21 protein-coding genes are annotated in these 22,337 nt (G+C 55.1%); 16 read left to right on the top strand and 5 right to left on the bottom strand.

What is annotated here, in order from left to right:
- The first annotated feature begins 69 nt into the window (after nucleotides 1–69).
- From psiE to ubiA, 3 genes are all read left to right on the top strand, one after another.
- A complete protein-coding gene (gene psiE / locus ACTJKZ_RS16015) occupies nucleotides 70–480 on the top strand; it encodes a phosphate-starvation-inducible protein PsiE (RefSeq protein ID WP_013359769.1) in 411 nt (136 codons plus the stop codon).
- An 86-nt stretch (nucleotides 481–566) separates the two neighbouring features.
- Nucleotides 567–1,079 carry a chorismate lyase gene (ubiC, locus tag ACTJKZ_RS16010; RefSeq protein WP_161733513.1) on the top strand — a complete coding sequence of 171 codons (513 nt, stop codon included), beginning with the start codon at nucleotides 567–569 and terminating at the stop codon, nucleotides 1,077–1,079.
- Nucleotides 1,080–1,107: 28 nt separating this feature from the next.
- The gene (gene ubiA, locus ACTJKZ_RS16005) at nucleotides 1,108–1,974 is read left to right on the top strand and encodes a 4-hydroxybenzoate octaprenyltransferase (RefSeq protein ID WP_202604921.1); all 867 of its coding nucleotides are present in this window, start codon (nucleotides 1,108–1,110) and stop codon (nucleotides 1,972–1,974) included.
- A gap of 491 nt (nucleotides 1,975–2,465) precedes the next feature.
- On the opposite strand, the gene plsB is transcribed toward ubiA, so the two are convergent.
- The gene (gene plsB / locus ACTJKZ_RS16000) at nucleotides 2,466–4,889 is read right to left on the bottom strand and encodes a glycerol-3-phosphate 1-O-acyltransferase PlsB (protein ID WP_161733614.1); all 2,424 of its coding nucleotides are present in this window, start codon (nucleotides 4,887–4,889) and stop codon (nucleotides 2,466–2,468) included.
- Nucleotides 4,890–5,017: 128 nt separating this feature from the next.
- Between plsB and ACTJKZ_RS15995 the strand changes: the two genes are divergently transcribed.
- The 4 genes from ACTJKZ_RS15995 (at nucleotide 5,018) to ACTJKZ_RS15980 (ending at nucleotide 7,909) form a co-directional block, all read left to right on the top strand.
- Entirely contained in the window at nucleotides 5,018–5,386 is a 369-nt protein-coding gene (locus ACTJKZ_RS15995) for a diacylglycerol kinase (RefSeq protein WP_161733515.1), read from the top strand.
- Nucleotides 5,387–5,491: 105 nt separating this feature from the next.
- On the top strand, nucleotides 5,492–6,106 hold the full coding sequence (gene lexA / locus ACTJKZ_RS15990; RefSeq protein WP_013359774.1) for a transcriptional repressor LexA: 615 nt from the start codon (nucleotides 5,492–5,494) through the stop codon (nucleotides 6,104–6,106).
- A 100-nt stretch (nucleotides 6,107–6,206) separates the two neighbouring features.
- Nucleotides 6,207–7,529 (top strand): MATE family efflux transporter DinF, encoded by a 1,323-nt coding sequence (dinF, locus tag ACTJKZ_RS15985; protein WP_440829831.1) that lies wholly within the window; start codon nucleotides 6,207–6,209, stop codon nucleotides 7,527–7,529.
- Nucleotides 7,530–7,696: 167 nt separating this feature from the next.
- Nucleotides 7,697–7,909 (top strand): CsbD family protein, encoded by a 213-nt coding sequence (locus tag ACTJKZ_RS15980; RefSeq protein ID WP_440829830.1) that lies wholly within the window; start codon nucleotides 7,697–7,699, stop codon nucleotides 7,907–7,909.
- Between the two features lie 89 nt (nucleotides 7,910–7,998).
- Here the strand turns inward: ACTJKZ_RS15980 and zur are convergent, their stop codons facing one another.
- Nucleotides 7,999–8,520, bottom strand: coding sequence for a zinc uptake transcriptional repressor Zur (gene zur / locus ACTJKZ_RS15975; protein WP_285086705.1), 522 nt, complete (start codon nucleotides 8,518–8,520; stop codon nucleotides 7,999–8,001).
- Nucleotides 8,521–8,971: 451 nt separating this feature from the next.
- Here zur and ACTJKZ_RS15970 point away from each other — a divergent pair, with 451 nt between their 5' ends.
- From ACTJKZ_RS15970 to pspG, 3 genes are all read left to right on the top strand, one after another.
- Entirely contained in the window at nucleotides 8,972–10,222 is a 1,251-nt protein-coding gene (locus ACTJKZ_RS15970) for a conjugal transfer protein TraF (protein WP_161733521.1), read from the top strand.
- A gap of 106 nt (nucleotides 10,223–10,328) precedes the next feature.
- Entirely contained in the window at nucleotides 10,329–11,321 is a 993-nt protein-coding gene (gene dusA / locus ACTJKZ_RS15965; protein ID WP_161733523.1) for a tRNA dihydrouridine(20/20a) synthase DusA, read from the top strand.
- Nucleotides 11,322–11,499: 178 nt separating this feature from the next.
- Nucleotides 11,500–11,766, top strand: coding sequence for an envelope stress response protein PspG (pspG, locus tag ACTJKZ_RS15960; protein ID WP_161733525.1), 267 nt, complete (start codon nucleotides 11,500–11,502; stop codon nucleotides 11,764–11,766).
- A 222-nt stretch (nucleotides 11,767–11,988) separates the two neighbouring features.
- Here the strand turns inward: pspG and ACTJKZ_RS15955 are convergent, their stop codons facing one another.
- Nucleotides 11,989–12,972: a quinone oxidoreductase gene (locus tag ACTJKZ_RS15955; protein WP_161733527.1), complete on the bottom strand. Its 984-nt coding sequence runs from the start codon at nucleotides 12,970–12,972 to the stop codon at nucleotides 11,989–11,991.
- A 96-nt stretch (nucleotides 12,973–13,068) separates the two neighbouring features.
- On the opposite strand from ACTJKZ_RS15955, the gene dnaB reads away from it, so the two are divergent.
- The 6 genes from dnaB (at nucleotide 13,069) to ACTJKZ_RS15925 (ending at nucleotide 18,034) form a co-directional block, all read left to right on the top strand.
- Entirely contained in the window at nucleotides 13,069–14,475 is a 1,407-nt protein-coding gene (gene dnaB / locus ACTJKZ_RS15950; protein ID WP_010252197.1) for a replicative DNA helicase, read from the top strand.
- Nucleotides 14,476–14,604: 129 nt separating this feature from the next.
- The gene (locus ACTJKZ_RS15945) at nucleotides 14,605–15,084 is read left to right on the top strand and encodes an Lrp/AsnC family transcriptional regulator (RefSeq protein WP_161733529.1); all 480 of its coding nucleotides are present in this window, start codon (nucleotides 14,605–14,607) and stop codon (nucleotides 15,082–15,084) included.
- Between the two features lie 240 nt (nucleotides 15,085–15,324).
- Nucleotides 15,325–15,939 (top strand): YitT family protein, encoded by a 615-nt coding sequence (locus ACTJKZ_RS15940; RefSeq protein WP_033734896.1) that lies wholly within the window; start codon nucleotides 15,325–15,327, stop codon nucleotides 15,937–15,939.
- A gap of 40 nt (nucleotides 15,940–15,979) precedes the next feature.
- Nucleotides 15,980–17,173, top strand: a complete 1,194-nt coding sequence (locus tag ACTJKZ_RS15935) for an amino acid aminotransferase (protein ID WP_161733616.1) — start codon at nucleotides 15,980–15,982, stop codon at nucleotides 17,171–17,173.
- A 121-nt stretch (nucleotides 17,174–17,294) separates the two neighbouring features.
- On the top strand, nucleotides 17,295–17,714 hold the full coding sequence (locus tag ACTJKZ_RS15930; RefSeq protein ID WP_161733533.1) for a secondary thiamine-phosphate synthase enzyme YjbQ: 420 nt from the start codon (nucleotides 17,295–17,297) through the stop codon (nucleotides 17,712–17,714).
- On the top strand, nucleotides 17,714–18,034 hold the full coding sequence (locus ACTJKZ_RS15925) for an MmcQ/YjbR family DNA-binding protein (protein ID WP_161733535.1): 321 nt from the start codon (nucleotides 17,714–17,716) through the stop codon (nucleotides 18,032–18,034). Before ACTJKZ_RS15930 ends, ACTJKZ_RS15925 begins: the two co-directional genes overlap by 1 nt.
- A gap of 52 nt (nucleotides 18,035–18,086) precedes the next feature.
- On the opposite strand, the gene ACTJKZ_RS15920 is transcribed toward ACTJKZ_RS15925, so the two are convergent.
- Both ACTJKZ_RS15920 and uvrA read right to left on the bottom strand, forming a co-directional pair.
- Complete coding sequence (locus ACTJKZ_RS15920) at nucleotides 18,087–19,151, bottom strand: NAD(P)-dependent alcohol dehydrogenase (protein WP_161733537.1); 1,065 nt, start codon at nucleotides 19,149–19,151, stop codon at nucleotides 18,087–18,089.
- Nucleotides 19,152–19,383: 232 nt separating this feature from the next.
- Complete coding sequence (gene uvrA / locus ACTJKZ_RS15915; protein ID WP_440829829.1) at nucleotides 19,384–22,212, bottom strand: excinuclease ABC subunit UvrA; 2,829 nt, start codon at nucleotides 22,210–22,212, stop codon at nucleotides 19,384–19,386.
- Between the last annotated feature and the right edge of the window lie 125 nt (nucleotides 22,213–22,337).

The following is a 22,337-nucleotide window of genomic DNA, read 5'->3' as shown; positions in this document are numbered from 1 at the left end:
GTTATTGTGATTTGCATCACACTGACGCATGATATCGCGCGCTGATAACTCCTTTTCAAAAGGCGCAACATGAGTGACAAAAATCCTTTGGCCCGCCACCTTGCAACGGTATTGCAATGGGTGCTGAATCTGGGTCTGCTGAGTCTGGCGATCATCCTGATCGTCTTTTTAGGCAAAGAAACTATCCATCTGGCAAACGTTCTGTTTAACACCGGTGAGCAGGCCTCTTCTTACCTGCTGATTGAGGGAATTGTTATCTATTTCCTCTACTTCGAATTTATTGCCCTGATTGTTAAGTACTTTCAGTCGGGCTATCACTTTCCGCTGCGCTACTTTGTCTATATCGGTATCACGGCCATCATCCGCCTGATTATCGTCGACCATAAAAATCCCTTCGATACCCTCTGCTACTCAGCGGCGATTCTGATTCTGGTGGTCACGCTGTGGCTGGCCAACAGTAACCGGCTGAAACGCGAGTAATCCACCTGCCGTCTGACACGACGGCAGGTGTTCGCATCGCCGCTCTGCGCTAAACTAGCGTCCTGAAAATTATCGGGAGTGGTGCCATGTCGCAAGACGCACTCAGCTTATTACGTTCGCTCAACTGGCTTTCTCCGTCGCAGGCCACCCTTGCGCCGCCTTTGCTCGACTGGCTGATGGAGGAGGATTCGATGACGCGCCGCTTTGAACAGCACTGTCAGCGGGTCACGGTTCAGCCGCTGCGTGAAGGCTTTATTGACGCCAGCGAGCTGGGTGAGGAAAGGGCATTGTTGCCAGACGATGAACGCTTCTGGCTGCGCGAAGTGCTGCTGTCCGGCGACGATCAGCCCTGGCTGGCGGGTCGCACGCTGGTGCCGGAAAGCACCCTCAATGGGCCGGAGGCGATGCTGCAACAGCTCGGCACCCGTCCTCTGGGGCGCTATCTTTTTTCGTCGTCGACGCTGACCCGCGATTTTATTGAGCCGGGGCAGGTGGACGGATTATGGGGACGGCGTTCCCGCCTGCGTCTCTCTGGCAAACCGCTGCTGCTGACTGAACTGTTTTTACCGGCATCGCCGCTCTATCGCGATCTGGTCTGAGGATTTTGTGGTGCAAACGAGCTTAAGTATGAATAAATGGCGGGCCTACGCTCGCCTGATGCGTATCGACAAACCGATTGGGACGCTGCTGCTGATGTGGCCCACGCTCTGGGCATTATGGCTGGCTGACATGGCGATCCCGCCGCTGCCGGTGCTGGTGGTATTCGTTGCCGGAGTGTTTGTGATGCGCGCGGCCGGTTGTGTGATTAATGACTACGCCGACCGTAAAGTAGACGGTCATGTCGAACGTACGAAGCACCGGCCACTGGCCAGCGGCGCGGTGAGTGCCAAAGAGGCGAAGTTGCTGTTCGTGATCCTGGCGCTGATAGCTTTTGCGCTGGTGCTGACCATGAACCTGATGACGATAATGCTCTCCGTCGTGGGGCTGGCGCTGGCCTGGGTCTATCCCTTTATGAAGCGTTACACCCATCTGCCGCAGGTGGTGCTGGGGGCCGCATTTGGCTGGGCGATTCCTATGGCATGGTCCGCAGTTAGTGAGTCCTTACCTCTGGTATGCTGGCTGGTGTTTATTGCCAACATCTGCTGGACGGTCGCTTACGACACGCAGTATGCGATGGTCGATCGGGACGATGACCTGAAGATTGGCGTCAAGTCGACGGCGATTTTATTTGGCCGTTTCGACAAGCTGATTATTGGGTTGCTGCAACTGGCCACTCTGCTGCTGATGGCGCTGGTGGGCATGATGCTGCATCTGAATGGCGCCTTCTACTGGACGCTGCTGCTTGCGGCTGCGCTGTTTGTTTACCAGCAGAAGCTGATCGCCGGGCGTGAACGCCAGCCCTGTTTCCAGGCTTTCCTGAATAACAATTATGTCGGGATGGTGCTGTTCCTTGGCGTACTGATGAATACGCCGCCGTTCAGTCAGCTGTTCTGATAGAGAGTTTTGGGCGAAAAAAGGCTGATTTAGCGGCGAAATCGAGCGTGCGCAGGAAACACGGTCAGATCGGAAAGACGCAAAAGCCGCCATCCCTGGCATGCCCGGCCCGCGCGATTACGCACCTCATCCCTGAGGTGCGCCTGTAGCCGGGCCAACGCGTTGCGTTGTTCAAAAACGCTCCCGGCGTTTTTAGTACGCACCTCATCCCTGAGGTGCGCCCGTAGCCGGGCCAACGCGTTGCGTTGTTCAAAAACGCTCCCGGCGTTTTTAGTACGCACCTCATCCCTGAGGTGCGCCCGTAGCCGGGCCAACGCGTTGCGTTGTTCAAAAACGCCTGGCGTTTTTTTCCGGGCGGCGGGACGCTTTCCTCTTCTGACCCTGTTCCAAGCGTGTTGAGCTTATTCATTGCTTCCAGAATTCTTCTGCTCCGAAGTTTTGGGCATAAAAAAGGCGACCTCATGAGGTCGCCTTTTTACTGTACGCAGGGGTCAGTCGTGCGCCACCGCGGTTTCAATCGTCATGCGGACATCACTGGTGACCAGGTCAGCCAGGATGTGCCAGGTCGCCAGCGTCTGTGCGACATTGGCATCCCCGCTGTCGCTGATATACCCTTCATCGCGTAGCGTCAGTACCAGCGAGGTAAAGACCGCTTTGTCGAAGAACTCCGGCGCATTGATCCCGTGCAGCACCGACAGACGCTGTGCCAGCGTCCGGCTCTCTTTCTCCAGCGTGCCGCGGTTAATCGTCGGCTTGGCGCTGAGAATGGAGAACGTAATGGCGTAGCGCTGCAATGTTTCACGCACACCGGCAGCCAGCAGTTGCAGCGTGCGATAGCGCGCTGAGGAAAAGCGCAATTCGCCGGCTTCGAACGTAATCAGGCCCTGACGCGCCAGCTCCTGACTCAGTTCGGTCAACAGTTGCGGCAGCTCATCGGTCTGCCAGCGCAGGAACAGCTCACTCTTCAGCATCGGGTAGATCAGGCTTACCTGACGCAGCAGTTCTGCTTCGCTCAGCGTCTGATGCTGCTGAACAATGGCGGCAATCAGCGACGGCATCACCAGCATGTGATGAATATTGTTGCGATAGTAGGTCATCAGCACCGCCTGCTCACGCGGCAGAATGATGATGTCGCCAATGCTGTCCTTTTCGCTCTCAAACTTATTCATACCCATGGCGTGATCCAGCAGCGCTTCCGCGGAGAGATCGGGTACGGTCGCATTTGGCGAGTAAGGCACGTTGCGCAGCAACTGGGTATAGCACTCCAGTTGTTCAATCAGCTGTTCACGGGTGAGTGAGCGCTGACGTGACGCCAGCAGGGCGGTGACACAGAGGTTCATGGCGTTAGCCGCGCCCGCTTCATTGATACGCACCATCAGGCTGGCCGCGATATCATTCACCGTCGGTGTTAACCAGCTGGGACGCTGCGGCTCAATCGGATCGATGGCATCGCGCCATTCCGGCACCCGCTTGTTGAGATAGTTGACCAGCGGCAGGGGTTCGCCAAAGTTCACGTAACCCTGACCGAGATTGCGCAGCTTGCGTAAGCCGCGCACCATCTGCATGAAGCCCTCTTTCTCTTTGGCTGCGCCGCGCAGTTCTTTGGCGTACGTACCCACTTCCATCACATGTTCATAGCCGATGTAGATCGGCACCAGCGTGATCGGGCGATTGCCGCCGCGCAGCATCGCCTGCAGCGTCATAGCTAAAGTGCCGGTTTTCGGGTCCAGCAGGCGACCGGTACGAGAACGGCCACCTTCAACAAAGTATTCAACTGAATAACCGCGGGTGAACAGCTCGCCGAGATATTCGCGGAACACCGTGGCGTAGAGCTTGTTGCCTTTAAAGGTACGACGAATAAAGAACGCGCCCAGACGACGGAAAATCGGGCCGGCTGGCCAGAAGTTGAGATTGATACCGGCAGCAATGTGTGGCGGCACCAGGCCCTGATGATAGAGCACATAGGAGAGCAGCAGATAATCCATGTGGCTGCGATGGCACGGCACATAGACAATCTCGTGGCCATCCTGCGCCAGCTGACGAACTTTTTCGCCGCCATTGACGTTGATGCCCTGATAGAGACGACTCCAGAGCCAGCCCATCACGCGGTCGGTGACGCGAATCGCTTCATAAGAGAAGTTGGCGGCAATTTCTTCCATCATCTCAACGGCATTCTGCTGCGCTTTCTCATGGGAGATTTTTTTGCTGCGTGCTTCATCTTCGACGGCTTTTTCAATCGCTTTGGATTGCAGCAGACGGTTGAACAGATCCTGACGCGCCGGTAAACGCGGGCCAATCGCCGCCAGCCGCTGACGGGCAAAATGGATGCGCGCCACGCGAGCCAGCTTCTGGGCGATCGACTTATCCGTACCGTGCTCCGTGGCCATACGGCGCAGTGAGACGGTCGGCGAGAAGCGAACAAAGCTGTCGCGTCCGTGCCAGATCACCGCAAAGAACTTCTGTACACCGTTCAGCACACGCAGGTGTGGCGTGGCTTCGCCCTGGACTTCACGTCCTGGTGCGCGGCCAAACATTACCGTGACCGGCAGCATCTGGATATCGAGCTTAGGATTATTGCGATGCAGATCGAGGTAATCGTGAAAGATTTTCACCGATTCGACGCTGGGCACAAAGTAGGGGAATACGCGCGGGCCATCGTGGATAAATACGTGGCGCGGCAGCAGTGAACCATCAATCTCCAGCGGAGAGAGCGGATCAGGCAGATGATGCCGCAGACACTGCGCGCGTAAAGTCAGTAAGTCGGCCTTCGAATCGTAAGGCAAAACATACATAATAGGTCGGGTCGGATCCAGACCATGTTCAGACACGGGATCGGCCGGAATGGCCTTACTTTTTACCAAAAACGACAGTGGTAAATTAAGCAATTTGTAATAGAGTTTACGCCAACCTGACATAGACAACATGAAGCCTCTTGTTAGCAAAGCGCCGCAAGCATACCAGAAAGTGCAGCGAAGATCTGTGGTGGTGCCAATTGCACGCAGCCCAGACATTGACGTCAAACCGATAAAAGGGTTCCCACATCATGGCAAATAATGCCACCGGACTTATCAGAATAATTAAAGCCGCAGGTTACTCCTGGCAGGGACTGCGTGCCGCATGGCAACATGAAGCGGCGTTTCGTCAGGAAGCCCTGGCTGCGCTGGTCGCCATTATTATCGCCTGCTGGCTGGATGTCGATGTGGTCTCACGCATCCTGATGATTGGGTCGGTGGTGCTGGTGGTCATTGTCGAAATCCTTAATAGCGCCATTGAATCCGTGGTCGACCGCATTGGTCAGGAGCATCATCCGCTGGCGGGCCGGGCCAAAGATATGGGATCTGCGGCAGTACTAATCAGCATCTTACTGGCACTCTTTGTCTGGATCGCGCTGCTCTGGACACATTTGCGATAAGCGTTCCATATCGCGCCGGAAGCCGCGTTTTGCCTGACAATCGGTTTCCATTTCGCCAATACCTGTATATACTCACAGCGACTGTATAAACAACCAGGGGGCGGGATGAAAGCATTAACCAGCAGGCAGCAGCAGGTCTATGACCTGATTCGCGACCATATTTCTTCAACAGGCATGCCGCCTACGCGCGCAGAGATTGCTGCACAACTGGGCTTCCGCTCACCGAATGCGGCAGAAGAGCACCTGAAAGCGCTGGCGCGTAAAGGCGTCATTGAGATCGTTTCGGGTGCATCGCGCGGCATTCGTCTGCTAATGGAAGAAGAAGCCTCAGAAGGCATACCGTTGATTGGCCGGGTTGCTGCCGGTGAGCCGATCATGGCGCAGGAACATATCGAAACCCACTACAAGGTCGATCCGGGCCTGTTTAAGCCCTCTGCCGACTTCCTGCTGCGCGTCAGCGGAATGTCGATGAAAGATATCGGGATTATGGATGGCGACCTGCTCGCGGTACATAAAACCCAGGATGTGCGCAACGGCCAGGTTGTTGTTGCCCGCATTGATGATGAAGTCACCGTTAAGCGCTGGAAAAAGCAGGGTGCTATCGTGCATCTGCTGCCTGAAAACAGCGATTTCGACCCGATTGTTGTCGATACCCGTGCACAGTCTCTGACCATTGAAGGTCTGGCGGTTGGCGTGGTGCGTAACGGCGAGTGGCTCTGATTCTGAGGGCTGCGTGCATTCGCTTTCTCTGATGCTATTCTGTCTGCCCTAATTTTGTCGCTGCCTGTTTTGCGCAGCGACACTGAGCACGGAACGGCGAATGCGCTTTATCACGGCAACGGATAAAAATCTCTGGCGGCTTGCGCTGCCGATGATCCTTTCAAATATCACCGTTCCCTTACTGGGCGTGGTCGATACTGCAGTTATTGGTCATCTCGACAGCCCTGTCTATCTTGGCGGGGTTGCGGTCGGGACCACTGTGACCAGTTTCCTCTTTATGCTGCTGCTTTTTCTTCGAATGAGTACGACTGGCCTGACGGCGCAGGCGTTTGGTGCCGGTGATAAAATGGCGCTGGCACGTGCGCTGACCCAGCCGCTGATGATTGCGCTGCTGGCAGGTGTACTGTTCATCGCTTTACGTTATCCGATTATTCAGCTGGCGACCCATCTGGTTGGCGGTAATCCCGCGGTACTGGCACAGGCGGCGCTGTTTATTCAGATTCGCTGGCTCAGTGCACCCGCCACGCTGGCAAACCTGGTCATTCTGGGCTGGCTGCTGGGCGTGCAGTATGCGCGCGCGCCAGTGATCCTGCTGGTGGTAGGCAATCTGGTTAACATCGTGCTCGATCTCTGGCTGGTGATGGGACTGCACTGGGGTGTCGCGGGGGCGGCAACCGCCACGGCGCTGGCGGAGTACATCACGCTGGGTGTCGGCGGTATCATGGTCTGGCGAGTCCTGAAGCTGCGCGGTATTACGTTAAGCCTGCTGAAGCAGAGCTGGCGCGGTGACAGCGGCCGGCTGCTGCGGCTGAACCGGGACATCATGCTGCGCTCATTGATGCTGCAACTCTGTTTCGCCTCGCTGACCGTGCTGGGCGCGCGGCTGGGCCCCGATGTGGTGGCGGTTAACGCGGTATTGCTGATGTTCATTACGTTCACGGCCTATGCGCTGGATGGCTTTGCCTACGCAGTTGAAGCTTTTGCCGGCGAGGCCCATGGTGCAAAAGATGGCGGCAAACTGCTGCGTGTCTGGCACTCTGCCTGTCGGCAGGCGGTGGTGGTAGCGCTGTTCTTTTCCCTGACCTATGCCATTGCTGGCCCGCAGATTGTTACCCTGTTGACCTCTCTTCCTTCGCTGCAACAAAGTGCTGACCGCTATCTGGTCTGGCAGATCGTTATGCCGCTGATCGGCGTCTGGTGTTATCTGCTGGATGGGATGTTCATCGGCGCAACGCGCGGACGTGAGATGCGTAACAGCATGGTGGTGGCAGCAGCAGGCTACTTTCTGATGCTGCTCAGCGTACCGGCGCTGGGTAATCACGGACTGTGGCTGGCGGTAACGGTTTTCCTGGCGCTGCGCGGCCTGTCGCTGTGGCTCATCTGGCGTAAGCACTGGCGTCAGAACAGCTGGTTTGATGCCTGAGTCAGTCGTGGCTGCACGCAAGCCGATACAGATTATTCTGTATTATTCCACGGTTAATAAATTGGCTACTATAATTAACTCTATGCAGCGCAGTTAACCAGCGCTTTATATCGTTATTTTGTTAAGTAACAAGATAATCATTAAACCCCGAGGATTGGAGGTCTGCCATGAATAAAGATGAAGCCAGCGGCAACTGGAAGCAGTTCAAAGGCAAAATGAAAGAGAAATGGGGCAAGCTGACCGATGACGACATGCAGGTTATCGAAGGTAAACGCGATCAGCTGGTCGGCAAAATCCAGGAACGTTATGGCTATGCGAAAGATGAAGCAGAGCGTGAAGTAACCGACTGGGAAGATCAGAACAAAGATCACCGCTGGTAATCTGATACCAGGCTGATAATCAGCTAAAAGCTTTCCGGTGCGCCCGCCCCGGAACGGCACAGGGACGGAACAGCACAAGGATGTGCAGATTACCCGCGTTTGCCCCGCTTTTTACCCTCATCCTGATGGTCATGCTCGCAGCTTTCATGGTGCGTACAGGCTTCGACCGCAGCACAATTTTCACATAAACCATGCGCTTCAATCACGCTATGACGTAAAGCGAACTGTGCTTCACCCGCCAGCGTTGCGATAATCTTCTCCACGCCCTGCGCCTGTTTCTCCGTTACCGCAGCACAGCGGTCACAGACCAGCATCACCGATGTATGTGCCGGTGCCTCAAAATGGTGGCACATGACGTAGCTGTTGTTGGATTCCACCCGATGAATGAAACCCTGCTCCAGCAGGAAATCCAGCGCACGATAGACCGTGGGCGGCTTAGCCTGTGGTTCGCTGATGCGGAGCTGATCCAGCAGATCGTAAGCGCTGATCGAGCCAGGCTGTTCGGCCATCAGGCGCAACACCTCAGCACGCTGCGAAGTCAGACGTACACCGCGCTGCAGGCATATCTTTTCAGCCTGAATCAAAATTTGCTGCGACGTCATGTTTGTCATGAAAAATTCTCCGCTGGATAAGTGATGTTATTTTATCACACATAGTTTTTCGGCGCTGATGTTCGTTTTCGCCTGGTAAAACAGCATTATTTGCCTGATAAAGCAGCATTTTAAGCATTTCAGCCGCTATCTATCTCAAATCTGACGAGAAATCAGATCCATTTTCAATCGACCTGAAGCGGAATTTGTTGGTATTTTGCTTTGCATCTCACTGAGTTAAGAAGTAATGTTCAGAAAGACTTAAGGAAAGTCTGGCATTATTTGAAATACCCCGACGCAGTTTGAACAATTACAACGGTTTTTTGATTGGAAAACGTCCAATCCTTTGAATTAAGACACTGTTTCCTTTGAATTCACAGCAATAACGCGTTAGCCAGGGTTCACAATAGAGCTAACAAACTATTCAGTCGTTGAATGTTTCAATGACAATTTCTCAGGTGATGGCAGGCAAATGGTGAAAAAATCCGCTCAACGTTCAGCGCTGAAGTATTCCGCTGCAGCGACCGCGCTTTTCCTTTCTTCTTCCGCCATGGCGGCAGGGACCTGGTATGATGCACGTAATGACGCCATGGGCGGGACCGGCGTAGCATCTTCTGTTTATGGCTCAGCAGTGCTGGCGAACCCGGCATTAATGACGCGTGCTAAATCTGACGATAACGTCAGCATTATTTTCCCTTCAGCGGGAATTCAGGTGACTGACAAAGATAAGCTGATCGATAAAGTCGATGATATTACGGACACCGTAGATCGCTATCGTGACGTGATTGGTAATCTGACTTTTGCAGATTATCTGCGTGGCTACCCTGAACTGCGTGCTGCCTCCGGCGATGTTGCTGACAAGCTCAGCGATTTGCGCGGTAACAAAGCTCACGGCAGTGCAGGCGTGGCCGTGGCCGTCACGATCCCCAATGAGACTCTGCCTTTTGCGTTTATTACCAAAGCCTACGGTACGGCGCACGTCCGTGCCAACGTGGTCCAGGGTGATATCGACTATCTGCGCGGTGTCGCTAACGGAACGGTGCTGCCACGTCCGGGCGATCAAAATAACCTTCGTTCCAGTGCGAATGGCTTAGCGGCACTGACCATTGATTATGGTGTGGCGGTGGCGCATGAGTTCACTATCGCCGGTCAGCCGGTCTCAGTGGGCGTGACGCCGAAAGTGCAGAAAACCTCGCTCTATAACTATACTGCCAGCATCTATAACTATGACAAGAACGACATCAACAATAGCCAGTATCGCAGCACCGACACCGGCTTTAACGTTGATGCCGGTCTGGCAACCACCTTTGCTGAAAACTGGACGCTGGGTGTGACCGGACAGAACCTGGTTTCGCGCGATCTGCAGACCAAAGAGGTCAACGGGTTCCGTGATACCTACCAGATTCGCCCGCTGGTCACCACCGGCCTGTCCTGGGATAAAGGTCCGTTTACCGTGACCGGCGATGTGGATCTGACCGAAACCAAACGCTTCAAAACGCAGGATAACAGCCAGTATGCGGCAGTGGGCGCGGAATACCGCGTGCTTGACTGGCTGCAGCTGCGTGCCGGTTATCGTGCGGACATGCGGTCTAACGACGAAAATGTTGCCACCGCAGGTTTTGGTCTGTCACCGTTTAACAAAGCTGTCCATCTGGATCTGGCCGGCTCTGTGGGGGCTAACAATACCTGGGGTGCGATGATGCAGCTGGGCTTTAACTTCTAAGCACGTTATTCAGGCTGTTCGGGGGCGGGCGATGCACTATCGCCCGCCCTTGTGTTATCCTTGCACAGAATTCCATCACCCTTAATTACCGGATTGTCTGCGCTTCATGCCTAATTTCTCTTCGCAACGTTTCTCTATCGCCCCCATGCTCGACTGGACCGATCGCCACTGTCGCTATTTTCATCGTCAGCTGACCGGCGACACGCTGCTCTACACCGAAATGGTGACCACGGGCGCGATCATTCATGGCAAAGGGGATTACCTGGCTTACAGCGAGGCGGAACATCCGGTCGCGTTGCAGCTTGGCGGTAGCGATCCGGCGGCGCTGGCGCAGTGTGCGAAGCTGGCAGAGCAGCGTGGCTACGATGAAGTGAACCTGAATGTCGGCTGTCCTTCGGATCGGGTTCAGAATGGTCGATTCGGTGCCTGCCTGATGGCCGAGGCGAATCTGGTCGCGGATGCGATTAAAGCGATGCGCGACGTGGTATCGATTCCGGTGACGGTGAAAACCCGCATCGGGATTGATGAGCTGGACAGCTATGAATTCCTGACCGACTTTATCGGCACGGTGGCCGGTCGCGGTGAATGCGAGACATTTATTATCCATGCGCGCAAAGCCTGGCTCTCTGGCCTCAGCCCCAAAGAGAATCGCGAAATTCCACCGCTGGATTATCCCCGCGTCTGGCAGCTGAAACGCGATTTTCCGCATCTGACGATCGCGCTCAATGGTGGTGTGAAAACGCTGGAAGAGGCACTGGCTCATCTGCAGCACCTTGACGGCGTAATGATGGGACGTGAAGCCTATCAAAACCCCGGCATTCTGGCGCAGGTCGATCAGACGCTGTTTGGTCGTCAGCATCCGGCGGCTAACCCGGTGGACGTAGTGCGCGCTATGTATCCCTATATTGAAGCGGAGCTGGCGAAGGGCACGTATCTGGGACACGTCACACGCCATATGCTGGGATTATTCCAGGGAATTCCGGGCGCTCGCCAGTGGCGACGTCACCTGAGTGAAAACGCCCACAAGCCGGGCGCTGATGTTCGCGTACTGGAAGCGGCGCTGGCGCTGGTTGCGGATAAGGTCCCGCAGGAAGTCTGATGTCTGCCCTGAACAGGAAAGCCAGCTTTTAAAGCTGGTTTTTTTTACGCCATAATGTGGTTTTTCTCACCAGGTTACGACACTTTTTTTAACCCTTATTAGCGTTAAATCAATAAGTTATCGGTTGGCACGTTTCTTGTAATAGCTATTACAATCAATCTCAAAAAGGAGCGCTGACGTGGAAATTTTATTCGTATTGGGTTTTTTCCTGATGCTATTGCTGACCGGCGTTTCACTGCTGGGCGTGCTGGCGGCACTGGTGGTCGCAACCATCGTGATGTTTGTCGGTGGACTGTTTGCAATTGTTATTAAAGTGTTGCCGTGGCTGGTGCTGGCGGTGATTGCTGTGTGGCTGCATCGTGCCCTTTTTGGCGACAGCGAGGCGCGAGCGCGCCGTAAGCTGAGGCGTAAGATCAGCAGGTTAGACCGCAAAGGCTGGCGCTAAATGCGGTAGCGATCACAGTGTGAAAGATTGCTCGGCACTGATCTGCAATTAAACATATTTTTTACTTATGTTTTCTGGCAGGATGCCTGTCGTCAAATCGATGTGCCATCGACTCGACACGAATTCATCGCCGCTGTCCCTACACCAGCGCGAACAAAAAATAAAAAAAAGAAGAGGGCTTCCCAGGGGAAGCCCTTTTTGTTGCTTACCGGGCGCTGACTGTTACGGAATTAACAGACAGGATCCCTGCGTGGCCCGGCTCTCCAGCATCTGGTGCGCCTTACTGGCCTCTTTCAATGCAAACTTCTGCTGCTCTGGTACATCAATCTTAATGGCGCCGCTCGCCAGCAGCGAGAACAGCTCGGCACTGGCGGTTTCCAGCTCCTGCCGATTGGTGATATAACCAAACAGTGAAGGGCGGGTCACAAACAGCGAGCCTTTCTTATTCAAAATGCCCAGATCAATCCCGGTCACCGGACCCGACGCATTACCAAAACTGACCATCAGACCGTGACGACGCAGCGAGTCCAGCGACGCTTCCCAGGTGTCTTTGCCCACCGAGTCATACACGACGCCCACTTTTTTTCCGTCGGTCAGTTCGCTGACGCGCTGTGCAATATTCTCTTCGCGGTAGTTAATGGTCGCCCAGGCACCGGCGTTCTTCGCCATCGTGGCTTTTTCTTCGGAACCCACCGTACCGATTAAATGTGCACCCAGCGCTTTTGCCCACTGGCAAGCGATAAGCCCGACGCCGCCCGCGGCCGCATGAAACAGAAAGGTCTCACCGGCGCTGATTTTATAGGTCTGGCGCAGCAGATATTGCGTGGTCAGCCCTTTCAGGTAGCTGGCTGCGCCCTGCTCAAAGCCGATCGCCTCCGGGAGATGCATCAGGCGATCTTCCGCCACGTTATGCACTTCGCTATAGGCCCCCATCGACGCCAGACAGTAGACCACGCGATCGCCGGGCTTAAATAATGTCACGCCACGTCCAACCCGCGACACGACGCCCGCGGCTTCCGTTCCCAGGCCAGAAGGAAAAGCGGTAACCGGATAGAGCCCGCTGCGAACATAGGTATCGATGTAATTAATCCCGATAGCGCGATGCTCTACCTGCACGTCATGTTCAGCCGGGTCAGCGGGTTCAAAATCTGTCCACTCTAAGACGTCCGGGCCGCCATGCGCGCTGAACTGAATACGCTTTGCCATTCTGACTCCTGTGATTGTTTCATCATGAGGGTGAGGCGCGCACCTCAACTAAGGTATACTTGCGCGTCCCCACAGAAGATCGGTAATGCATTCACTATGGCAGGAAATAAACCCACCAACAAATCGAACGAAACGCAGGATCGCCAGCTCGCAGGCGTGAAAATGCCCCCGCATTCTCTGGAAGCGGAGCAGTCGGTGCTCGGTGGGTTAATGCTGGATAACGAGCGCTGGGATAACGTCTCTGAGCGCGTCGTCGCGAATGATTTTTTCAACCGCTCGCATCGGCTGATTTTTTCCGAGATGCAGCGGCTGCTTGAAAACAGCAAACCTATCGACCTGATTACGCTCTCTGAATCGCTGGAAACCCGGGGCGAACTGGAGATGGCAGGCGGCTTCGCCTATCTGGCTGAACTGGCGAAAAATACACCGAGTGCGGCGAATATCGGTGCTTATGCCGACATCGTGCGTGAACGTGCGGTGGTGCGTGAGATGATCGCCGTCGCCAACCAGATTGCCGATGCCGGTTACGATCCGCAGGGACGTAACAGCGAGGAGCTGCTCGACTTCGCAGAGTCGAACGTCTTTAAAATCGCGGAAGCGCGCGCAGATAAAGATGCTGGCCCGAAAAACATTGAGCAGATTCTGGAATCGACCGTCTCCCGTATCGAATCGCTCTATCAGACCCCGCACGATGGCGTCACCGGCGTCGATACCGGCTATCAGGATCTGAATAAAAAGACCGCGGGCCTGCAGGGTTCTGACCTGATTATTGTCGCCGCACGTCCGTCAATGGGTAAAACCACCTTCGCGATGAACCTGTGCGAAAACGCCGCCATGCTGCAGGAGAAGCCGGTGCTGATCTTCAGTCTGGAGATGCCCAGCGAGCAGATCATGATGCGTATGCTTGCGTCACTTTCCCGCGTCGATCAGACGCGCATCCGAACGGGACAGCTGGATGACGAAGACTGGGCGCGTATCTCCGGCACCATGGGCATCCTGCTGGAGAAGAAGAACATGTACATCGATGACTCTTCTGGCCTGACGCCTACCGAAGTGCGCTCGCGCGCCCGACGTATCTACCGTGAAAACGGTGGCTTAAGTATGATCATGATCGACTATTTGCAGCTGATGCGCGTACCGTCATTGTCGGACAACCGTACGCTGGAGATTGCGGAGATCTCCCGCTCACTGAAAGCGCTGGCGAAAGAGCTGAATGTGCCGGTGGTGGCGCTGTCGCAGCTTAACCGCTCACTGGAGCAGCGTGCTGACAAGCGTCCGGTCAACTCGGATCTGCGTGAATCGGGTTCGATCGAGCAGGATGCGGATTTGATCATGTTTATCTATCGGGATGAGGTTTACCACGAAAACAGCGATCTCAAAGGAATCGCGGAGATCATCCTGGGTAAACAGCGTAATGGCCCCATCGGTACAGTGCGCCTGACCTTTAACGGTCAGTGGTCGCGCTTTGATAACTACGCGGGTCCGCAATACGACGACGAATAATTCCGCTTTGTGCTGTCATGCACGATCTGTGCATGACAGCCCCCATCATCATAAAATAGTGTTGGACAACCTCTCGGGTTATCGGGTTATCTGTAACAAAGCGACGCCTGGCACCGATGTGGAAACGGAATGACTCACGTAGACGATTACGACCTTAAAATCCTGACTTTATTACAAGCTAACGGCCGTCTGACCAATCAGGAACTCAGCGATCTGGTCGGCCTTTCTGCCTCACAATGTTCGCGCCGCCGTATTAATCTGGAACAGGCTAACCTCATCCTGGGTTATCACGCCCGGCTGTCACCCGATGCCATCGGGCTTGGCATGGTGGGATTGATTGAGGTGCGCTTAATCAACCACACCGCTGAATATGTTGAGAGCTTTCACCGGATGGTGGAGCAGGAGCAGGCGATCGTGGATGCCTATAAAACCACGGGCGATGCAGACTATCTGCTCAAAGTGGCAGTAGCCGATCTTAATTCCCTCAGTGCGTTAATCAGCCAGTTAGTCGCGGGCCACCAGAGCGTTTCCCATGTGAAAACCTCAGTGGTGCTGGGACGAATGAAAGAGAACGGGCTGATGATGCTGCCTGAGCAAAAGACGCGCTAAAAGGGTGCGCGCTGTGCGGTTTTGGTGCACACTTGCGGTAATAAATGCAATTAACGCGCATCAAAACGGAGCCAGACGCATAGATTGACGGTATCAGTCGAAATCTATGCATAAAGTTATGTTTAAAGCGCCTTAGATATCAACGGGATATCGCTGGCATCCGCTTTACAGCTGTTCAGTGCTGTGACGATGGTGCGTTTTTTGCATCGGAACCGCATCATTTGCACTGAGAAAACCCCCATGGATAACATCGCAGAACCTACCCGCGTCCCGCATTCGCGCATTGAAGATGCGCTGGCGATGGTGCTCGGCACTCTAATGGTCTCGTTCGGCGTCATTATGCTAAAACAGGCCGGTGCGCTGACGGGCAGCACCGCAGGTATCGCTTTTCTGATTAGCTATCTCTCGCCGCTCTCATTCGGCAGCGCATTCTTCCTGATCAACATCCCTTTCTACTGGCTGGCGGTAAAACGCATGGGCTGGGAATTTACCCTGAAAACCTTCTGCGCCGTCGGGCTGGTGTCGCTGTTCACTCAACTGCACCCGCTGTTCGTCCACTTTTCTGACCTTAATCCCTTCTATGCGACACTGTTCGGTAACGTCATCATGGGAATCGGGTTTATAGTGTTATTTCGTCATAAGGCGAGCCTGGGCGGCATCAATATTCTGGCGCTGTGGCTACAGGATCGCTTTGGGATCCGCGCGGGTAAACTGCAGATGGCAGTCGATACCTGCGTCGTGCTGGCGTCACTGTTTGTGGTGAGTGGCCCCATCCTGCTCGCGTCGATTGCGGGTGCGGTGATCCTGAACCTGATTATTGCAATGAACCACCGTCCGGGACGCTATCGGGTTTAATCCGCCGCTTACCTCTGGACCAATCATGGAGACCTACACCGTGTTTCAAAACGTTGATGCCTATGCGGGCGATCCGATTCTGTCGTTGATGGAAGCGTTCAAACAAGACCCACGTGAACACAAAGTTAACCTGAGCATCGGGCTCTATTACGACGAACAGAACATCATCCCGCAGCTGAAGGCTGTAGCGGCTGCTGAAGAGCAGCTTTATGCTGAGCCGCATCAGGCATCGCTCTATCTGCCAATGGAAGGGCTGAACAGCTACCGCAGTGCGATTGCACCGCTGCTGTTTGGTGCCGATCATCCGGTGTTAAAGGCGGGCCGTATTGCGTCGATTCAGACCCTTGGCGGTTCTGGCGCGTTGAAAGTGGGTGCGGATTTCCTTAAGCGCTACTTCCCGCAGTCTGCCGTCTGGGTCAGCGATCCGACCTGGGAAAACCACGTCGCGATTTTTAATGGCGCAGGTTTTGACGTCAATACCTATCCCTGGTATGACGCAGAAACTCACGGTGTGCGGTTTGATGCCTTTATCAGCACCCTGAAAACCCTGCCTGCGCAGAGCATCGTGTTGCTGCATCCCTGCTGTCATAACCCGACCGGCGCTGACCTGACGGATGCGCAGTGGGATCAGACCGTTGAGGTGCTGAAAGCACAGCAGCTGATTCCTTTCCTGGATATCGCCTATCAGGGCTTTGGTGCCGGTATGGAGCAGGATGCGTATGCACTGCGCGCGGTCGCCGCGGCGGGTCTGCCTGCGCTGGTCAGCAACTCCTTCTCCAAAATCTTCTCGCTCTATGGCGAGCGCGTAGGCGGTCTCTCTATCGTGTGCGACAGTGCCGAAGAGTCAGCACGTGTGCTGGGCCAGTTAAAAGCAACCGTTCGCCGTAACTACTCCAGCCCGCCGAATTTCGGTGCGCAGGTTGTCGCACGCGTCCTCAACGACGAGGCGCTGAAGGCCAGCTGGCTGGCTGAAGTGGAGGCGATGCGTCTGCGCATTCTCGCGATGCGCCAGTCGCTGGTGGACGTACTGAGCACCGCGCTGCCAGGTAAAAACTTCGACTATCTGCTGAAGCAGCGTGGCATGTTTAGTTATACCGGTCTGAGTGCGCAGCAGGTTGATCGCCTGCGTAACGAATTTGGCATCTATCTGGTGGGCAGCGGTCGCATGTGTGTGGCCGGTCTGAACAGCAAAAATGTGCATCAGGTAGCGGAAGCGTTTGCCGCCGTGATGTAACAGCAGCCAGGTTGTAAACAAGACCGCCAGCGTTTTCTCTGGCGGTTTTTTTATGGGTCAGGGTTTACCTTTCGGCGACATGCTGCACACTTAAACGGGATAACCGTTTCAGGAATAAGCTATGTGGCATCAACAAACTATTACGCTGAGCGCGAAGTCGCGTGGGTTTCATCTGGTCACCGATGAGATCGTCAACTCGCTCTCCGGACTGCGTGATATCAAAACCGGTCTGCTGCATCTGCTGTTGCAGCACACTTCGGCGTCGTTAACCTTAAATGAGAATTGCGACCCGACGGTGCGCAGCGACATGGAGCAGCATTTCATGCGGTACGTGCCCGAGAATGCGCCTTATCAGCACGATTACGAAGGGCGTGATGATATGCCGGCGCACATCAAATCGTCGATCTTAGGGGTTTCGTTGTTATTACCGGTTCAGCGGGGACGTCTGGTGCTGGGCACCTGGCAGGGGATCTGGCTGGGCGAGCATCGCATTGAGGGCGGTGCCAGGCGGATTGTCGCCACGTTACAAGGGGAATCGTAATGAATAACTCAGATTTACTGACCTATTGCATGAGCAAGCCGGGCGCGGAGCAGAGCGTCCACAGTGACTGGAAAGCCACGCAGATTAAAAGCAACGGCGTGCTGTTTGCGATGGTACATGAGGCGAAAGGGCGGCCCGCGGTCTCGCTGAAATCGACGCCTGCGCTGGCCGAATTACTGCGCGAAGAGCACAGCGATATTATTCCCAGCGAGCATCTGAATAAGTCTCACTGGAGCACGCTGTTCCTCGACGGTTCGCTGAAAGATTCGCAGATCTACTATCTGGTCGATGCCTCATACCAGCAGGCGGCTACCCGTTAAACGGCAATAAAAAACCCTCTTACCTGAGCAAGAGGGTTTCAGATCAAGCAGCTTACGCGGCAGACTGAGCGCGCAGCGTGTTGATATCGATAACAAAGCGATACTTCACATCGCTTTTGAGCATGCGCTCATAGGCTTCGTTGATCTGGTCCATCGCGATCAGCTCAATGTCTGACGTAATCCCGTGCTCGCCACAGAAATCGAGCATCTCCTGGGTTTCCGCGATGCCGCCAATCAGTGAACCGGCGATGCTGCGACGTTTAAAGATCAGGTTAAAGACCTGCGGTGCCGGATGGTCGTGCTCCGGTGCACCGACCAGCGTCATGTTGCCATCCAGTTTCAGCAGGGTGATGAACGGGTTGAGATCGTGCTGAGCCGCCACGGTGTTCAGGATGAAGTCAAAGCTGTTCGCGTGCTGCGCCATCTGCTCCGGATCTTTGGAGATCACGACTTCATCGGCACCCAGACGTTTGCCATCTTCAATTTTGGATGGCGAGGTGGTGAACAGCACCACATGTGCGCCCATGGCATGCGCAATCTTCACGCCCATATGGCCCAGGCCGCCTAAGCCTACGATACCCACTTTCTTGCCAGGACCGACATTCCAGTGACGCAGCGGCGAATAGGTGGTGATACCGGCACACAGCAGCGGTGCAACGCCCGCCAGCTCCAGGTTCTCGGGAATGCGCAGCACAAAGCTCTCATCAACCACCATCGACGTTGAGTAACCGCCGTAGGTAATAGCGCCGGTTTCGCGATCTTCGCCGTTATAGGTGCCGACAAAGCCGTTTTCGCAATACTGCTCCAGACCCTGCTGACAGCTTGGACAGCTGCGGCAGGAATCAACCATGCAGCCGACGCCAACCAGATCGCCGACTTTGTATTTCTGCGTCTGTGGACCAACAGCAGTCACGCGACCCACAATTTCATGACCCGGAACCACGGGAAAAATGGTGTTTTTCCACTCATTACGGGCCTGATGCAGGTCTGAGTGGCAAACGCCACAGAACAGCACCTCAAGCTGAACGTCATGGGCGCGCAGCTCACGCGGCTTAAAATCGAACGGTGCCAGTTTGGATTTTGCATCCTGAGCAGCATACGCATGCGTAATATTCATGGTGTCTCCAGTTTCGATGTGTCGTGAGTGTTTTTTGATGATGTGCAGCAGCGTGGATGTGCTGCGAAAACAGGGCGACGCCAGGGGCGTGCCAAAGAGGAACCGTTTAAGGATAGTCAGCGTAGTGAGAAGCGTATATGCCTATACATGTCTGAATCTTGCCTGATTCTGCATTTTTCTGGCTGAATCGGCAGGGGTAAAAAAAGGCCCGCACGCGGCGGGCCTGAAAGAATTACTTCTGTAACAGGGGCTTCAGGAAGCGCGCGGTGTGGGATTTCTCACACTCCGCCACGGTTTCTGGCGTACCAGCAACCAGGATTTCACCGCCGCCGCTGCCGCCTTCCGGACCGAGATCGACAATCCAGTCTGCGGTTTTGACCACATCAAGGTTGTGCTCAATTACCACGATGGTGTTGCCCTGATCGCGCAACTTATGCAGCACTTCCAGCAGCTGCTGGATATCGGCAAAGTGCAGGCCGGTGGTCGGCTCATCCAGAATGTAGAGCGTCTGACCCGTGCCACGCTTCGACAGCTCACGCGCCAGCTTCACACGCTGGGCTTCACCGCCGGACAGGGTGGTGGCGGACTGACCGAGGCGGATGTAGGTGAGACCTACATCGATCAGCGTCTGCAGCTTACGCGCCAGCGCTGGTACGGCATCGAAGAACTCACGGGCCTCTTCGATGGTCATCTCCAGCACTTCGTGGATGCTCTTGCCTTTGTACTTCACTTCCAGCGTTTCACGGTTATAGCGTTTGCCTTTGCACTGGTCACACGGCACATAAATGTCCGGCAGAAAGTGCATCTCGACTTTCAACACGCCATCGCCCTGACAGGCTTCACAGCGTCCGCCCCGCACGTTGAAGCTGAAGCGACCCGGATTGTAACCGCGCGAACGCGCTTCCGGCACGCCCGCAAAGAGTTCACGCACCGGGGTAAAGATACCGGTGTAGGTGGCCGGGTTGGAGCGCGGTGTACGACCAATCGGGCTCTGATCGATGTCGATCACTTTGTCGAAGTGCTCCAGGCCTGCCACGTCACGGTAAGGTGCCGGTTCGGCGATGGTCGCACCGTTCAGCGTCCGCTGAGCAATCGGGAACAGCGTATCGTTGATCAGGGTCGATTTACCTGAACCGGACACACCGGTAATACAGGTGAACAGTCCGACCGGCAGCGTCAGCGTGACATCCTTAAGGTTGTTGCCGCGTGCGCCGGTAATCTTCAGCACTTTGGCCGGATCGCCTTTGACGCGCTCCTCTGGCACCACAATGCCACGCTTGCCGCTCAGGAACTGGCCGGTCAGGGATTCTTCCTGCGCCATAATCTGATCAACGGTGCCTTCCGCGACTACCTGGCCGCCGTGTACGCCTGCACCCGGACCGATGTCGATCACATGGTCTGCGGCACGAATCGCATCTTCATCATGCTCAACCACGATCACGGTGTTACCGAGGTCGCGCAGATGAATCAGGGTGCCGAGCAGCCGTTCGTTGTCACGCTGGTGCAGGCCAATAGAAGGCTCATCCAGCACATACATCACACCGACCAGACCCGCACCGATCTGGCTGGCCAGACGGATACGCTGTGCTTCACCCCCGGACAGGGTCTCAGCGGAACGTGACATTGAGAGATAGTTCAGGCCGACGTTGACCAGGAAGCTCAGGCGATCGCCAATCTCTTTCAAAATTTTCTCGGCAATCTGCGCACGCTGGCCGCTGAGTTTCATGTTTTCAAAGAAGGACATCGCATGACCGATGCTCATCTCAGAGATAGTCGGCAGCGTGGTGTTCTCCACGAAGACGTGGCGCGCTTCACGACGCAGACGGGTGCCTTCACAGCTGGCACAGGCGCGGTTGCTGATAAACTTCGCCAGCTCTTCGCGAACCGCAGAGGATTCCGTCTCTTTATAGCGGCGTTCCATGTTATTGAGCACGCCTTCAAACGGATGACGGCGAACCGAGGTATCGCCGCGATCGTTGATGTACTTAAATTCGATGCTCTCTTTGCCTGACCCATACAGAATCACCTTCTGCACGTTGTCTGGCAGGCTGCCGAATGACGCTTCGATATCAAAATCGAGGTGTTCCGCCAGCGAACGCAGCATCTGGAAATAGTAAAAGTTACGGCGATCCCAGCCGCGGATAGCACCGCCCGCCAGCGAAAGTTCAGGATTCTGCACGACGCGGTCAGGATCAAAATATTGCTGTACGCCCAGGCCGTCACAGGTTGGACAGGCGCCCGCCGGGTTGTTAAACGAGAACAGACGCGGTTCCAGCTCACTCATGCTGTAACCGCAGATGGGGCAGGCGAAGTTAGCCGAGAAGAGCAGCTCTTCTGCGTCGCTGTCATCCATGTCCGCCACGATAGCCGTGCCGCCGGAAAGTTCCAGCGTGGTTTCAAACGACTCCGCCAGACGGGTTGCCAGGTCTTCACGCACTTTAAAGCGGTCAATCACCACTTCAATGGTGTGCTTCTTCTGCAGCTCAAGCTTTGGCGGATCGGAGAGGTCACACACTTCGCCATCAATACGCGCACGGATATAACCTTGCGTCGCCAGATTCTCCAGCGTTTTGGTGTGCTCACCCTTACGATCTTTCACTACCGGGGCCAGCAGCATCAGGCGACGACCTTCCGGCTGCGAGAGCACCTGATCCACCATCTGACTCACGGTCTGCGCCGCCAGCGGCACATCATGATCCGGACAACGCGGTTCGCCTACACGGGCAAACAGCAGACGCAGATAATCGTGAATCTCAGTGATGGTTCCCACGGTCGAACGTGGGTTATGCGAGGTGGATTTCTGCTCAATGGAAATGGCGGGCGACAAACCTTCGATATGATCGACGTCCGGCTTCTCCATTAACGAAAGAAACTGGCGCGCATACGCAGAGAGCGACTCCACATAGCGGCGCTGACCTTCCGCATACAGCGTATCAAACGCCAATGAGGATTTACCGGACCCTGACAGGCCGGTTACCACAATGAGTTTGTCGCGTGGGATGGTCAGGTTGATGTTTTTCAAATTATGGGTGCGGGCACCACGAACTTCGATCTTATCCATTCACCTTTCCCGGATTAGCTGCACTCACCGTGCCTTGCCGACACGGCCAGAATAAACGTGTCATTATGGCACAAAAAATAGACTGAATATATATCCAGTACTCTCAGGCCTGGAAGCGGAGAGGG

Origin of the sequence: Pantoea sp. 22096 (genome assembly GCF_052045955.1) — a bacterium.
GTDB classification, from domain to species: Bacteria; Pseudomonadota; Gammaproteobacteria; order Enterobacterales; family Enterobacteriaceae; genus Pantoea; species Pantoea alfalfae.
This window is presented reverse-complemented; position numbering and strand designations above follow the sequence as displayed.